General features: G+C 42.9%; 18 protein-coding genes. All 18 read left to right on the top strand.

Features of this window, described 5'->3' with window-relative positions; genetic code table 11:
• Positions 1-31 precede the first annotated feature (31 nt).
• The 18 genes from efp (at position 32) to ACFPU1_RS10870 (ending at position 12796) form a co-directional block, all read left to right on the top strand.
• Positions 32-589, top strand: a complete 558-nt coding sequence (gene efp / locus ACFPU1_RS10955) for an elongation factor P (RefSeq protein ID WP_054636470.1) — start codon at positions 32-34, stop codon at positions 587-589.
• Positions 590-921: 332 nt separating this feature from the next.
• Positions 922-1065, top strand: a complete 144-nt coding sequence (locus ACFPU1_RS10950) for a DUF2619 domain-containing protein (protein ID WP_385941936.1) — start codon at positions 922-924, stop codon at positions 1063-1065.
• Between the two features lie 26 nt (positions 1066-1091).
• Complete coding sequence (gene spoIIIAA / locus ACFPU1_RS10945; protein ID WP_385941027.1) at positions 1092-2018, top strand: stage III sporulation protein AA; 927 nt, start codon at positions 1092-1094, stop codon at positions 2016-2018.
• On the top strand, positions 2015-2527 hold the full coding sequence (gene spoIIIAB, locus ACFPU1_RS10940; protein ID WP_385941024.1) for a stage III sporulation protein SpoIIIAB: 513 nt from the start codon (positions 2015-2017) through the stop codon (positions 2525-2527). The genes spoIIIAA and spoIIIAB overlap by 4 nt, the downstream gene beginning before the upstream one ends.
• A 19-nt stretch (positions 2528-2546) precedes the next feature.
• Positions 2547-2753, top strand: a complete 207-nt coding sequence (spoIIIAC, locus tag ACFPU1_RS10935; RefSeq protein WP_054636469.1) for a stage III sporulation protein AC — start codon at positions 2547-2549, stop codon at positions 2751-2753.
• A gap of 16 nt (positions 2754-2769) precedes the next feature.
• Positions 2770-3159, top strand: a complete 390-nt coding sequence (gene spoIIIAD, locus ACFPU1_RS10930; protein ID WP_100398390.1) for a stage III sporulation protein AD — start codon at positions 2770-2772, stop codon at positions 3157-3159.
• Between the two features lie 16 nt (positions 3160-3175).
• Positions 3176-4363: a stage III sporulation protein AE gene (gene spoIIIAE, locus ACFPU1_RS10925; protein ID WP_417851951.1), complete on the top strand. Its 1188-nt coding sequence runs from the start codon at positions 3176-3178 to the stop codon at positions 4361-4363.
• Positions 4364-4376: 13 nt separating this feature from the next.
• Positions 4377-5000 (top strand): stage III sporulation protein AF, encoded by a 624-nt coding sequence (spoIIIAF, locus tag ACFPU1_RS10920; RefSeq protein ID WP_385941021.1) that lies wholly within the window; start codon positions 4377-4379, stop codon positions 4998-5000.
• Entirely contained in the window at positions 4997-5656 is a 660-nt protein-coding gene (gene spoIIIAG / locus ACFPU1_RS10915; RefSeq protein ID WP_385941929.1) for a stage III sporulation protein AG, read from the top strand. Before spoIIIAF ends, spoIIIAG begins: the two co-directional genes overlap by 4 nt.
• Positions 5657-6400 (top strand): SpoIIIAH-like family protein, encoded by a 744-nt coding sequence (locus ACFPU1_RS10910; protein WP_385941018.1) that lies wholly within the window; start codon positions 5657-5659, stop codon positions 6398-6400.
• A 243-nt stretch (positions 6401-6643) separates the two neighbouring features.
• The gene (locus ACFPU1_RS10905) at positions 6644-6988 is read left to right on the top strand and encodes a hypothetical protein (RefSeq protein WP_385941015.1); all 345 of its coding nucleotides are present in this window, start codon (positions 6644-6646) and stop codon (positions 6986-6988) included.
• A gap of 56 nt (positions 6989-7044) precedes the next feature.
• Complete coding sequence (locus tag ACFPU1_RS10900) at positions 7045-7449, top strand: Asp23/Gls24 family envelope stress response protein (protein WP_385941012.1); 405 nt, start codon at positions 7045-7047, stop codon at positions 7447-7449.
• Between the two features lie 206 nt (positions 7450-7655).
• Positions 7656-8054, top strand: a complete 399-nt coding sequence (nusB, locus tag ACFPU1_RS10895) for a transcription antitermination factor NusB (RefSeq protein WP_385941009.1) — start codon at positions 7656-7658, stop codon at positions 8052-8054.
• A 15-nt stretch (positions 8055-8069) separates the two neighbouring features.
• The gene (gene folD, locus ACFPU1_RS10890; RefSeq protein ID WP_054636461.1) at positions 8070-8933 is read left to right on the top strand and encodes a bifunctional methylenetetrahydrofolate dehydrogenase/methenyltetrahydrofolate cyclohydrolase FolD; all 864 of its coding nucleotides are present in this window, start codon (positions 8070-8072) and stop codon (positions 8931-8933) included.
• Positions 8933-10330 carry an exodeoxyribonuclease VII large subunit gene (xseA, locus tag ACFPU1_RS10885; RefSeq protein WP_385941005.1) on the top strand — a complete coding sequence of 466 codons (1398 nt, stop codon included), beginning with the start codon at positions 8933-8935 and terminating at the stop codon, positions 10328-10330. The genes folD and xseA overlap by 1 nt, the downstream gene beginning before the upstream one ends.
• On the top strand, positions 10323-10565 hold the full coding sequence (gene xseB / locus ACFPU1_RS10880; protein ID WP_054636460.1) for an exodeoxyribonuclease VII small subunit: 243 nt from the start codon (positions 10323-10325) through the stop codon (positions 10563-10565). The genes xseA and xseB overlap by 8 nt, the downstream gene beginning before the upstream one ends.
• Entirely contained in the window at positions 10562-11452 is an 891-nt protein-coding gene (locus tag ACFPU1_RS10875) for a polyprenyl synthetase family protein (RefSeq protein WP_385941002.1), read from the top strand. The genes xseB and ACFPU1_RS10875 overlap by 4 nt, the downstream gene beginning before the upstream one ends.
• A 723-nt stretch (positions 11453-12175) precedes the next feature.
• Positions 12176-12796 (top strand): hypothetical protein, encoded by a 621-nt coding sequence (locus ACFPU1_RS10870; protein WP_385940999.1) that lies wholly within the window; start codon positions 12176-12178, stop codon positions 12794-12796.
• Positions 12797-12811: the final 15 nt, after the last annotated feature.

Here is a 12811-nt window from a genome sequence, read left to right as displayed (position 1 = left end):
AGCGAATATTTAAACATGGAGGAATTCATAGATGATTTCAGTTAATGATTTTAAAACAGGACTAACAATTGAAGTGGATAATGGAATATGGCAGGTTGTTGATTTTCAGCATGTCAAGCCTGGAAAAGGGGCGGCTTTCGTTCGTTCTAAGCTGCGTAACCTTCGCACAGGAGCGATACAGGAGAAGACGTTCAGAGCTGGTGAGAAAGTAGAAAAAGCGCACATTGAAAAAAGACGGATGCAATATTTATACGCAAGCGGGAACGTACATACTTTCATGGATAATGAAACTTTTGATCAGCTTGAATTAGATGGAAAGCAAATTGAATATGAACTTAACTTTCTTAAAGAAAACATGGAAGTTCAAATCATGACTTACGGAAGTGAAACTCTCGGTGTTGAGGTGCCGAATACAGTAGAATTGGAAGTTACCGAAACTGAACCTGGAATTAAAGGGGACACTGCTTCCGGAGGTTCGAAGCCGGCTACCCTTGAAACAGGATTAACCGTGCAAGTTCCGTTTTTCGTTAATGAAGGGGAAAGGTTAATTATTGATACTCGTAAGGGAGAGTATGTATCCCGGGCGTAATTGAAAAGTTATGAGAGAGGGTGCTAAAAGCTTAGGTGCACCTCTTTTTTTAAGGATATGTGACCTGAAAGAACCTCTTTAAATGATTTTCCCTGTTAAAATTCCACCCTCTATAAGAGATAGGTATATTAAGAAAGAATGACCTCTGGCTGCGTGCCAGAGGTTTTTTTGCGTCAAGAACGCGGAAGCTTTTGTCCCCCTTAGTTCTAAACTTCCTGCTGGTGAATAAGGTTGTACAAACAAGTATCAATGGGAGGGTGCTATGAAGAAATGCTATAGCCCTGCTCATGGCAAAAGTGCAAAAGATGGGGCAAATACTTATCTAAAACGTTATTCCCTCAGTCGCAGGGCCAGTCGTGTCACTCATAACCATGAGCATTGGACTTGTTTCTATCTCTGATCGTTTATCCTTTCGTCAGCTTGTATGTCTTCTTGGCGGCATTTGCCTTATGAACTATGGCTTTAATAAGGGATAAAGCTTGAAAAAAAGGGGGACACTGCCTTGCCTGTATTTTCGATACTTCCCCAGCCCCTTCAATCAATCGTCCGATCTTTCCTTGACACAAAAAACGACCTTGAAGAAATCCGGCTGCGGGTGGGGATGCCCGTTGAATTGCTATTTCGTGCAGGACCGCTGTTTCTTACAAAAAAAACTGGAGAAGCAGTTGAATTTACGAAAGAGGATGCTCGTTACGTATTGAATCAACTAAGCCATTATTCCATTTATGCATTTGAAGAAGAACTGCGTCAAGGGTTTATCACATTAGAAGGTGGACACCGTGTCGGGGTGGGAGGCAAGGTCCTTGTAGAAAACGGAAAAGTAAGGACGATAACCGGAGTAAGCTTCTTCAACGTTCGAATAGCTTCGGCAAAACAGGGAGTAGCTCGTCCATACGTAAAGTACCTATATGACAGGCGTTGGCTTACCACCTTAATTATCGGGCCGCCACAAGCGGGCAAAACCACTTTTTTGCGTGATCTAGCTAGAATTGCAAGCTCTGGGGAACCAGAGGAAAATATACCTTCTTCCAAAGTGGGGATTATTGATGAAAGATCAGAAATTGCTGCCTGCCGGTCAGGCATTCCACGTCATGAAGTAGGAGTAAGGACAGACGTTCTTGACAGCTGCCCGAAAGCAGAGGGGATGATGATGATGATTCGTTCTATGAGTCCTGAAGTTCTTGTAGTGGATGAAATTGGTCGAAAGGAAGACGCAGAAGCGATTTTTGAAGCAATTCATGCGGGGGTTACTGTGTTTGCAACTGCCCATGGAAGGAGCAAAGAAGAGGTACTGAAGAGACCGATGATTACACAGCTTGTCAGTGAGGGAATCTTCGAATGCATTTTGGAAATCAGTTCTGAAGGCAGGGGCGGTCGGAAAGGAAAAGTTAGTTACTTAACTGACCGGTTTCGGGTGAAAGAACGATGAAGTGGCTTGGGGCAATATTGATTCTTTCTGCTTGTACTTGGGCAGGTTTCGCTTTTGCCCGCCGTTTAAGTGACAGGCCCCGCCAGCTTCGAATGCTCGTTTCAGCTCTTCAGTCATTCGAGGCTGAAATGATGTATGGGCTGACTCCACTGATGGAAGCGAGCTTGAAATTAAGCAGGCAAATTCCAAAGCCCATATCTTATATGTTTGCTCAATTTGCCTATTATTTACAAAAAGGGGAAGAGAGCGCAGAAAAGGCCTGGGATGCTTGTTTATCAGATACGTGGCCTCTTACCGCTCTTCAGCAAAATGAACTTGAAGTAATGAAACAATTTGGCGCTACGCTGGGACAGCATGACCGGATTCAACAGCAAAAGCAGATAAGACTGGCCCTTTCTCACCTTGCAAGAGAGGAGCAGGATGCAAAGGAAAGTCAAAAACGGTTTGAAAGCATGGCAAAATCTCTTGGGTTTTTAACAGGTATGCTTGTCATCGTGCTCATGATCTAAACGTAAAGGGGGGTGAGTAATGGGCTATGATGTTAACACGATTTTTCAAATTGCTGGTATAGGTATTATTGTCGCAATGATTCATACCGTTTTAAAACAAATGGGGAAAGAAGACTGGGCCCATTGGGTAACATTGATAGGATTTGTCGTGGTTTTATATATGGTCGCAACGATAGTGGACGACCTCTTTCAAAAAATAAGAAGCGTGTTCCTGTTTCAAGGATGAAAGGAGGCGATGAATTATCGAAATCGTCCAAATCGTCGGTTTCGGACTCATCGCCACATTTCTTGCGCTTGTGGTGAAAGAGCAGAAACCGGTCTTTGCTTTTTTACTGACATTGTTCGTAGGAGCCGTCATTTTTCTTTTTTTACTTGAACATATTCGTACAGCCATCCAGTTAATTGAAAATTTAGCCGGTCAGGCAAGTATTAATATGATATACCTGCATACGATTTTAAAAATTATCGGGATTGCTTATATTGCTGAATTTGGATCACAGATTGCAAAGGATGCCGGACAGGGAGCGATGGCTTCAAAAATAGAGCTTGCCGGAAAAGTGCTGATTGTAGTAATGGCCATTCCTATATTTAACGTGCTAGTGGAAACAGTGTTGTCCCTCATACCAGGGTGAAAAGAGGTGATGGGCTATTAAAAAAGGACAAGCCGCGGCAGCTATATGTTTGATTATCCTTGCTTTCCTCTGGGCAGCACAGCCAGTACTTGCGGAAGAAGAACCTGGATTAGAACAGCGTGAGATAGCTGAATATCAACTGGATAAATTAGGACTCGAGGATATACATCAGTTTTGGGAGGAGATTTCGCAGGACTATGGAGCGTTTTTGCCGGAAAGTCAAAAAGGATCCTTGCTTGAGTTTGTAAAAGGAGAAAAAACATTTTCTCCTAAAGAATGGGGATATGCTTTTCTAAATTTTTTATTTCACGAACTCATTGCAAACGGAAAGCTCCTCGGAACTTTAATTCTCCTTTCTATTTTCAGCACGATGTTAAGAGCCTTGCAAAACGCTTTTGAACATGATGCGGTCAGCCGGGTTGCCTATAGTATTACATTTATCGTTCTTATAGTGATTGCACTTAACAGTTTTTACGTTGCGATGATCTATGTGCAGGAATCCGTCTCAAATATGGTTCATTTTATGATTGCCCTTTTTCCTTTGCTTATGGCCCTCCTTGCATCTATGGGAGCCGTTACTACCGTTGCCTTATTTCATCCGCTGATCATGTTTCTTGTAAATACGAGCGGACTGATGATTCAGTATTTTGTTCTCCCTCTTCTTTTCTTTTCAGCCCTGTTAAGCATCGTAAGTTCTCTAAGTGAGTACATCCAGGTAACGAAGCTGGCTACTCTTCTTCGCTCCATTGCGCTATGGGCACTCGGGGTATTTCTTACAATATTTTTAGGAGTGATCTCTGTTCAGGGAGCGACTGCGGCCGTAACTGATGGAGTAGCTGTAAAAACGGCAAAGTTCATTGCGGGTAACTTTGTCCCAGTTGTGGGACGAGTATTTACAGATGCAGCGGATACAGTGATGGGGGCTTCTTTACTATTAAAAAATACAGTAGGTATGGCAGGAGTGGCGGTATTGTTTATGATATGTGCTTTTCCAGCTATTAAAGTTCTCTCTATTGCTCTTATATTTCATGCAGCAGCTGCTGTCTTGCAGCCTTTAGGTGCTGGTGAACTTCTGGAGGCATTATCCACTCTTGGACGTACAGTTTTATATATGTTCGCAGCCCTGGCAATTGTAGGATTAATGTTTTTCTTAGCTATAACGATGGTAGTTGCGTCTGGGAATTTATCACTAATGGTCAGGTAAGGAGGGAGCAATTATGGAGTATTTGACCGACTGGGTTACCACATTGATTGTTTTTATCCTGGTAGCTGTTCTTATAGAGATGCTGATGCCTTCCTCAAAATTTCAGCGGTATATTCGTCTTTGTCTGTCCCTTACATTAATGGTAATTATTCTCCAGCCTTTATTCGATTTATTTCAAAGAGATATTCATTCTTTTCTCCCTGAATATTACGAAGGAGAGATTGTCTCAGCTGAATGGATGGAAGAAAAAATGATTCAAAAGAAAACAGAAATACAAGCCGGACAAGATGCATATATTTCAGAACAGATGGCTGAACAAATGGAACTGCAAGTAGCAGAGGAAGTAGAGAAGAAATGGAATATGGAATTGAGCAGAGTGGAGGTGGAATTTTTGGAAGACGTTAACGCAGACACTATTGATCCTAGTCAGGCTTTTTTTGTACATGTCACATTAAATGAAAAAAAGCAGGAGGGAGCCGTAGAAGCCATCGCCCCAGTTCATATACAAACAGAGTCCGAGAATGAACAATCATCCCCTCCATCGAGCCTTCGTGAAATCGAAAGGTTCTTAGCCTCTAACTGGGAGGTTGAGGAACAAAACCTCTCCATAGAAATGGAAGGGGGGCGGTTCCCATAACAGAAAATAAAAATGAAAGCTTAAAAGAAAGCTTTAAAAAATGGCTGCGTAAGAATGAAACAAAAGACAAGAAAAAAATCTCCATGGTGTATGTGGGAGGAGTTCTGATAGTTGGTGTTTCCCTTATGTTTTTAGGCACGGCAGGAAACGAAAAGGAGGACGCTTCTCAGCCTGCTTATAGTGAAAGTCAGCCTGCAGAGGAGGCATTTAAAGGTGAAGACAAAAAAGAACCAGGAAGCATTTCTAAGTATGAGGAACTTTACGAAAACCAGCTGCGCGAGTCTCTTGAGGCCATCACGGGGGTTTCTGACGTAACAATAATGGTCAACCTTGACGCGACAGAGAACAAGGTTATTGAAAAGAATAGAACCATTCGCCAGCAGATTACCGATGAAACTGATCGCGAGGGCGGAAAGCGAAAGGTTGAGGATGGAAGCAGTGAGGAGCAAGTGGTTATTATCCGTCAGGGAGATCAAGAAGAGCCATTAATCGTGAAAACAGAAAAGCCTGAAGTGCGAGGAGTCCTGGTAGTTGCTCAAGGAGTGGAAAATATGAAGGTTAAGGAATGGGTGGTAGAGGCTGTGACAAGAGTACTGGATGTGCCTCCACACCGTGTTTCTGTCCTTCCCAAGAAAATGAAGGAGGAAGATGAGTAGATGGTGCTGAAAAAACAAACCGTTTGGCTGGTAACGATGGTAAGTTTAATAGTGGTACTTGGAGTGTACTATATGACTGCACCTCCGGCAGTGGAACAGGCCTCTCAAGAAGAAGAGGTTCCAGGTACAGAACTCACCGATGAGGAATGGGTGGAATGGCTTGAGGACGGACAAGTTGACATTTTAATTGACGAACAGGAGCCGGGTGAAGAAGTGCCGTCGGCAGAAGAGGAAACACCAGGGAAAGAAGAGGGAGAAGAAGGTGGAGAAGAAGAGGGAGAAGCAGGCGGAGAGGAAGCTGAGGAAGGGCAAGAGCAAGAGGAAGAGGAAGCCCCAGCTCAAATGCAGGAAACAGAAGCAGAAGAAGCTTCTACTATTGCTGCACCTGCAGCAGCAGAAGGTATGTTCAGTGCGCTCAGGCTGGAAAGAGAAGAAACAAGAAGCCGCTTAAGAGAGGACTATACGAATACTATAGCTTCAGAAGACATGTCAGCTGCTGAAAAAAATGATGCACATGAAAAAAAGGAAAATCTTCAAAAAACAGCACAGCAAGAAAGTATGCTTGAAACATTAATTCAGTCTCAAGGGTACGAAGACGCATTAGTCATTACAGAAGAGGACCAGGTAAAGATCATTGTCCAGGCTGAAAAATTAACTGAACAAGAAGTTGTAGAAATAAATAAGCTGGCAGCAGAACACTTAGGAAAGAAAGACATAGCTGTTGGTTATCATGTAGCACCTTAAAGCAAATGATTTTTCATTTGCTTTTTTTTATTTTTAGGCTCGCAGAGTTTTTTTGAAGCTTTATCTATATTCTTCTTTCGTTTGGTAAATGATAAGCTAGATGAAGAAAATCATGGGAAAGTTACCGTATTTATCACAGGAATATGAGATCGTAATGAAAAATAAAGGCACTCATGGTATAATCAACAAGTATCTAAAGCATTTTTCGTATGCTGGAATGCACGGAATAAGGAGTTGTCATACATGGAATGGAATGATCTGACAGAAGGGGCCAAGGCGGTCCTGGAACAAACAAGAAATTTAAAAAACGACCAAATTCAAATTGTTGAATTTGAGGTTGGCTATGAACAGAGATTCGGGGATGAAGAAAGCGGCTATACGGTGTCCATTCAGGAGGAGGATTACCAAAATCTCAAGAAATTTACCCAGCACAATGAGTACGGTGAACGATATCATATGGCTCGCAACAAAAATATCGTAAAGATTATCCTTCTTGAAAATGGCAAGATACCGGATAATCTTTCTGAGTTTCCTGTTTTTCGTCAATACAAAAATGATTATGTCTCTAAAGAAGAAAATGAAGGATAAGAGAAATTAACGAGGAATAGTCATAGATATGAATAGTTAACTCGGAGGTGGAGTAAATGAACGAAAACCAAGTATTAGATATTGAAGAACAAAAGAATGAATTGGGACGTATTGAGATATCTCCTGAAGTGATTGAAGTGATAGCGGGAATTGCCACTTCTGAGGTGGAAGGGGTAGCAACTCTTCGTGGGAATTTTGCTTCAGGCGTGGGGGAATTTCTAGGAAGGAAAAACCACGGAAAAGGCGTGAAGGTGGAACTTAGTGAAGATGGGGTTACCATTGAGATTTCCATTGTTATTCTTTATGGAGCATCAGTCATTGAAACCGCTAAACAGGTGCAGACAAATATTCAGCAGACGCTTCAAACAATGACATCGATTGATCTTGAAGCTATTAATGTCCATGTTGTAGGTATTCAGTTTGAAAACATGGAAGAAGCAGAAAAAGAAGAAATAGAATAAAAGACCATGCTTGGGGTAGTCCTCAAGCATCTTTTATTTTTTATTACTAAAAGCAATAGAAACCCCTAATAATAGTGGTAAATTACCAATAAAGAGGAAAGACTGTTTGTATCGTTTAATGTGATCAAGAGCACGAGGATCATACTGTTTTAAGCAATTTATATATGCTATGATCAGTGATAGATTGAAACAAAGGAGAAAAGACCATGAATCGGAGACTAGCGAGACTAAGGGCAGTACAGGCTCTATACCAGGTGGATCTTACAGACGCTGGATGGAAAGAAGCGATAGAAAACACCCTGGATGAAGGGGAAGAGGCAGATGCCTTTTTAACAGAAACGGTCAAAGGGACACTTGACCACAAAGACGAGATCGATTCCCATCTAAAAAACCATTTGCAAAACTGGACGTTAGAAAGGGTAGGTAATGTAGACCGTGCTATTATGCGTGAGTCTGTGTATGAAATGCTGTTCGTGGAAGAAATTCCTCTTCATGTAAGTGTGAACGAAGCTATCGAACTGGCTAAATCATTTGGCGGCCAGGAGGCCGGGAAGTTTGTCAACGGAGTATTATCAAAAGTACTGGAAGACTGTAAAAGACTGTAAAGGGGAGGATTTCATATGACAGCCAAAGTTATCAGCGGGAAGGAAGTCGCTGCGCAAATTAGAGAAGAACTCAAAGGAGAAGTGAAAAATGTAAAGGAACAAGGAATTACTCCGGGTTTAGCTGTCCTTTTAGTAGGTGATGATCCAGCATCTCACTCCTATGTACGTGGAAAGGAAAAAGCATGTAATGAGACGGGCATCTTTTCCAGTGTTACAAGGCTCACAAGCGAAGTATCGGAAAGGGAACTTCTTCAAAGAATCGAGAATTTGAATAACGATCCGACCATTCATGGTATCCTTGTTCAGCTTCCTCTCCCTGACCATATATCAGAGACAAAAGTGATTGAAACCATCTCACCAGAAAAAGATGTAGATGGCTTCCATCCGGTAAACATTGGACGAATGATGACCGGCCAGAAAGCCTTTCTTCCATGTACGCCCCATGGAATTATCAAAATGATTCAATCCCAGGGAATATCTCTATCAGGCAAACATGCTGTCATTGTAGGAAGAAGCAATATTGTCGGGAAGCCGGTAGGGCAGCTTTTACTTAATGAAAATGCGACAGTTACATATTGCCATTCCAAAACGGCAAATATGCAAGAGATCACTACGCAGGGGGACATATTGATAGTAGCAGTTGGAAGAGCCGGATTTATTGGGAAAGATTACATAAAAGAAGATGCAGTAGTGATTGATGTCGGTGTAAACAGAAAGGAAGACGGAAAATTATACGGAGACGTCTTATTTGAGGAAGCAGCTGAAAAGGCTTCTTACATTACCCCGGTTCCTGGCGGTGTTGGACCAATGACGATTACAATGCTTCTATATAATACAGTAGAATCAGCTAAACGGACGCTAGAAGGAGCATCATCCTAATGAACGGGCTCGAAAGCCGGTGGATTTCCGTATCACAGTTAACCAGGCAGATAAAAGCTGCACTGGAAATGGATGACGGCCTGCAGCATGTTTGGCTGCGGGGAGAAATATCAAATTTTAAGAAGCATTCCCGGGGTCACATGTATTTCACCTTAAAGGATGATAAATCAAGAATATCAGCTGTTATGTTTGCGGGTAATAACAGACAGTTATCTTTTGAGCCTGAAAACGGAATGAAGGTCCTGATTAAAGGGCAGGTTTCTGTTTATGAACCCTTTGGCCAATACCAGCTGTACGTGAGGGAAATGGAACCAGATGGTATTGGGCAGTTATACTTAAGGTTTGAACAATTAAAGAAACAGCTTGAAACAGAAGGGCTCTTTAGACCAGAGATTAAAAAACAGCTGCCTAAAATGCCCAGAGAAATCGGCGTTGTCACTTCACCAACCGGAGCGGCGATCAGAGATATCCTTACTACTTTAAAAAGACGCTTCCCCCTTGCTCGTGTCACACTTTTTCCTGTGCTTGTTCAAGGCAGGGACGCAGCACCTAGTATAGCAAACGCGATAAAACAAGCGGATGAAACGTCAATGTTTGATGTCTTAATCGTAGGGCGCGGCGGAGGATCAATTGAAGACCTGTGGGCGTTTAATGAAGAGATTGTTGCTAGAGCTCTGTTTGAACTCAGCGTGCCGGTTGTTTCTGCAGTTGGTCATGAAACTGACTTTACCATTGCCGATTTTGTAGCAGACGTCAGAGCAGCCACCCCTACTGCGGCGGCAGAACTAATTGTTCCAGATATCGTTGAAGTGGAAGGACGCTTAAGGCGGGCTAGTGACCGTCTTATTAAAGCAGCCGGAGGAAGAGTTGCTTCTGAAAGAGAAAGGCTTGAGCGATTAAAGAAATCCTATGCGTTTAAATATCCGGAGCAGCTTCTCAGACAAAAGGAACAAGAACTAGACAGGCTGATAGAACGACTTTCTAAAGGATCGACAAGATCGCTGCATAAATCTGCTGAACAAGCTGAGAGACTGTATGCACGCCTTCTTAGGTCCCACCCTTCTCAACTGGCTGAAAGAAGCCGTACACGCCTGGAGCAAGGGGATGCAGCCCTTAAGAAAGAGATCTTAAGAATCTTGGCCAAAAAGCAGGAAGAACTCCAAAACAATATCTCTAAGCTTAATTTATTAAATCCACTTCAAGTAATGAACAGAGGATATAATGTGACGTATGATGAGAATCAAAAGCTCGTTCAGCGAGTGGAAGACGTTGAAGCTGGAGACCGGGTATCTATACAGGTGAAAAACGGCAGCATCAACTGCCAGGTTGAAAGTACCGGTCCTTCATTGGTGAAAACAGAAAGTGTGCAAAGTAAAGGAGGAGAAGCTGATGGCTGAAGAGCAGGACAGACAGATAACGTTTGAAAAGGCAATGGAAGAGCTGGAGGGCATTGTAGAAAAACTTGAAGAGGGCGACGTGCCCTTGGAAAAGGCTATTGAGATGTATCAAGAAGGCATGAATTTGTCCAAGGTTTGCCATGACAAGCTTGTAAGAGTTGAAAAACAAATGGATCAAATGATGAGCGAGGATGGGGAAATAGAACTTTTAAAAGTTAAGGAGGAAGAAGAGTGACCGAAGAATCATTGCAAGCTTTTATTCAGAAATACAAAGACATCATTGATAAGCGCCTGCCAGAGCTTATTGATTCATTAGAGACACCTCCTAACTTAAAAGAATCTATGATTTATTCCTTAAACGCCGGCGGTAAAAGGATAAGGCCCCTTCTTATGCTTGCTGTGTTAAAAGCGTATGACTCGTTGTTTGACGATGCTTATGATATTGCATGCGCTGCTGAAATGGTGCATACATATTCTCTTATCCATGATGACCTTCCTGCTATGGATGATGATGATGTTCGCAGAGGGAAGCCGACCAATCACAAAGTATTTGGAGAGGCCATAGCGATCCTTGCAGGAGATGCTTTATTTACAAGAAGCATTGAAATAATGGCTTCTGAAACAAACAGCCTCTCTCCCGAGGTGAAAATTCGTTTAATATCAGAATTCGTAAAAGCATCAGGTCCCGAAGGTATGGTGGGAGGCCAGGCTGCTGATTTAAACGGAGAAGGAAAGAGCTTGTCCCTGGAGGAGTTGGAGTACATTCATCATCATAAAACAGGGGACTTGCTTACTTATTCCATAGTAGCTGGAGCAATTATGGCAAATGCCCCTGAGCAGGACATCGAAAAGCTTCGAAGCTTTGCAAAAGCTTTGGGACTGGTCTTTCAAATTAAAGATGATATTCTTGACGTCGAGGGAGATGCTTCTTTAATTGGGAAGCCGGTTGGCAGCGATGATGACAAAGACAAGAGCACTTATCCAAGCCTCTTAACATTAGAGGGAGCAAAGAAGAAACTTGCCTATCATGCTCAAGAAGCAAAGGAAACCTTGTCGAAAGTAAGCGGCAATATGGCACTGTTAAATGAGCTTACTGATTACATTGTCGAACGTGACCATTAGAGGTTGAAATTAGTAGTTAACCCAAAGTGTTAATATTGCTGATCTTGAATTCTCTATGATATAATAAGCTTACATTACCGAGTGGTGCAGTATTCTAGTCGGTTCTCCATTCTCGAGGGCGGGCCTAAAAATCCGCTGAAGGGCACATCGATGAAGTTCCTGGTTTTGGCTCGAGGCGCCCAGCCCTGGGTCAAAGCTGGGAGTTAAGGCGGTGGGGGCGATCCACAATGGCATGTGGGCGTTGACCCTCCCGCCGCGGAGGCCCTGTTCTTTCCTTGCCGGCGACGTACGGCAAGAGAGAGACAGGGTAAGACCTGCACGACAAGCCTAAGGGATCTTGTCTGCAGCGTAGCCTGCCTTGAGTGGAGCAGCGGGGAAGATGATTTCTGGAGAATGAGCCGTCGGCCAACGGCAATTCTTATCCATCTGAAACCTGCTCTGCAAAAGAGGCTAAGAGAATGGCAAGGGACCGCTGAGGAAAACTCCTAGACTGTTCCTCGTTTGGACATTTAAAGGGGATTACGGTGTGCGCTAAGTGGTAATCCAGTCTAGCGTCCGGTGACGGCGCTAAGCCGGCTTTAAAGGGAAACCGCCAGGGCGGCGACGCTCTGGCAGCCGGCTGGGAAATCCTACTGGACCTATGCCACAATGTTTACTCTTTAAATGACCACTCGACTTACATATGAGTGGACGGAATGAAAAACAAGGTGTCGATGATAATAGATGAGGAATTCTTGGAAGAAATCAATAAATTTCAGCTTAACAATTGCCGTTATCACCTTGGTGTTAGCGGCTATTTTTTCAATTATATCAACGTGGATCCTGGCTGGTGTTGGCTGGGCCATAGGGATGCTTATTGTTTTTATTATTGTGTTCATGGGGATATTTTTTGACACAATCGGGGTCGCTGCTACCGCTGCTGACGAAACACCCTTCCATTCCATGTCTGCCAAGAAGCTCCCTGGGGCAAGGCATGCGATGTTGATTACAAGAAACGCTGACCGGTTTGCCAGCTTTTGTAATGATGTAATTGGCGATATTTCCGGGATAATAAGTGGAACCGCTTCCGCGTTTGTTGTCCTTCAATTAGCGTTATCCTTTGGACATGGAGAAGGAAGCCTAGTACAATTTGTCGTATCGGTTGTATTTACCAGTGTGATAGCAGCATTAACAGTCGGGGGTAAATCCATCGGGAAAACGTTAGCTATTCACTTTTCCACACCGATCATTTACCATGTCGGTAGAATTTTGTATGTTTTAGAAGTAAAATTAAAAATAAAGGTGTTTCCTGACAACGGAAAACGAAAAAGCAAGAAAAAAACGAAAAGTAAAAATCACCAGTGAGAAAGTGAGGGCACT

The organism is Thalassorhabdus alkalitolerans (genome assembly GCF_042656525.1).
Classification (GTDB): Bacteria; Bacillota; Bacilli; order Bacillales; family Marinococcaceae; genus Thalassorhabdus; species Thalassorhabdus alkalitolerans.
The sequence above is the reverse complement of the archived record's forward strand: the minus strand, read 5'-3'. Positions and strand labels throughout refer to the sequence as shown.

Coding starts and splice junctions, on each gene's coding strand:
- spoIIIAC (WP_054636469.1), top strand. CDS start 2,547: ATGGGCTATGATGTTAACACGATTTTTCAAATTGCTGGTATAGGTATT.
- efp (WP_054636470.1), top strand. CDS start 32: ATGATTTCAGTTAATGATTTTAAAACAGGACTAACAATTGAAGTGGAT.
- nusB (WP_385941009.1), top strand. CDS start 7,656: ATGAATCGGAGACTAGCGAGACTAAGGGCAGTACAGGCTCTATACCAG.
- ACFPU1_RS10910 (WP_385941018.1), top strand. CDS start 5,657: ATGGTGCTGAAAAAACAAACCGTTTGGCTGGTAACGATGGTAAGTTTA.
- folD (WP_054636461.1), top strand. CDS start 8,070: ATGACAGCCAAAGTTATCAGCGGGAAGGAAGTCGCTGCGCAAATTAGA.
- ACFPU1_RS10870 (WP_385940999.1), top strand. CDS start 12,176: ATGAGGAATTCTTGGAAGAAATCAATAAATTTCAGCTTAACAATTGCC.
- ACFPU1_RS10905 (WP_385941015.1), top strand. CDS start 6,644: ATGGAATGGAATGATCTGACAGAAGGGGCCAAGGCGGTCCTGGAACAA.
- xseA (WP_385941005.1), top strand. CDS start 8,933: ATGAACGGGCTCGAAAGCCGGTGGATTTCCGTATCACAGTTAACCAGG.
- xseB (WP_054636460.1), top strand. CDS start 10,323: ATGGCTGAAGAGCAGGACAGACAGATAACGTTTGAAAAGGCAATGGAA.
- spoIIIAB (WP_385941024.1), top strand. CDS start 2,015: ATGAAGTGGCTTGGGGCAATATTGATTCTTTCTGCTTGTACTTGGGCA.
- spoIIIAF (WP_385941021.1), top strand. CDS start 4,377: ATGGAGTATTTGACCGACTGGGTTACCACATTGATTGTTTTTATCCTG.
- ACFPU1_RS10900 (WP_385941012.1), top strand. CDS start 7,045: ATGAACGAAAACCAAGTATTAGATATTGAAGAACAAAAGAATGAATTG.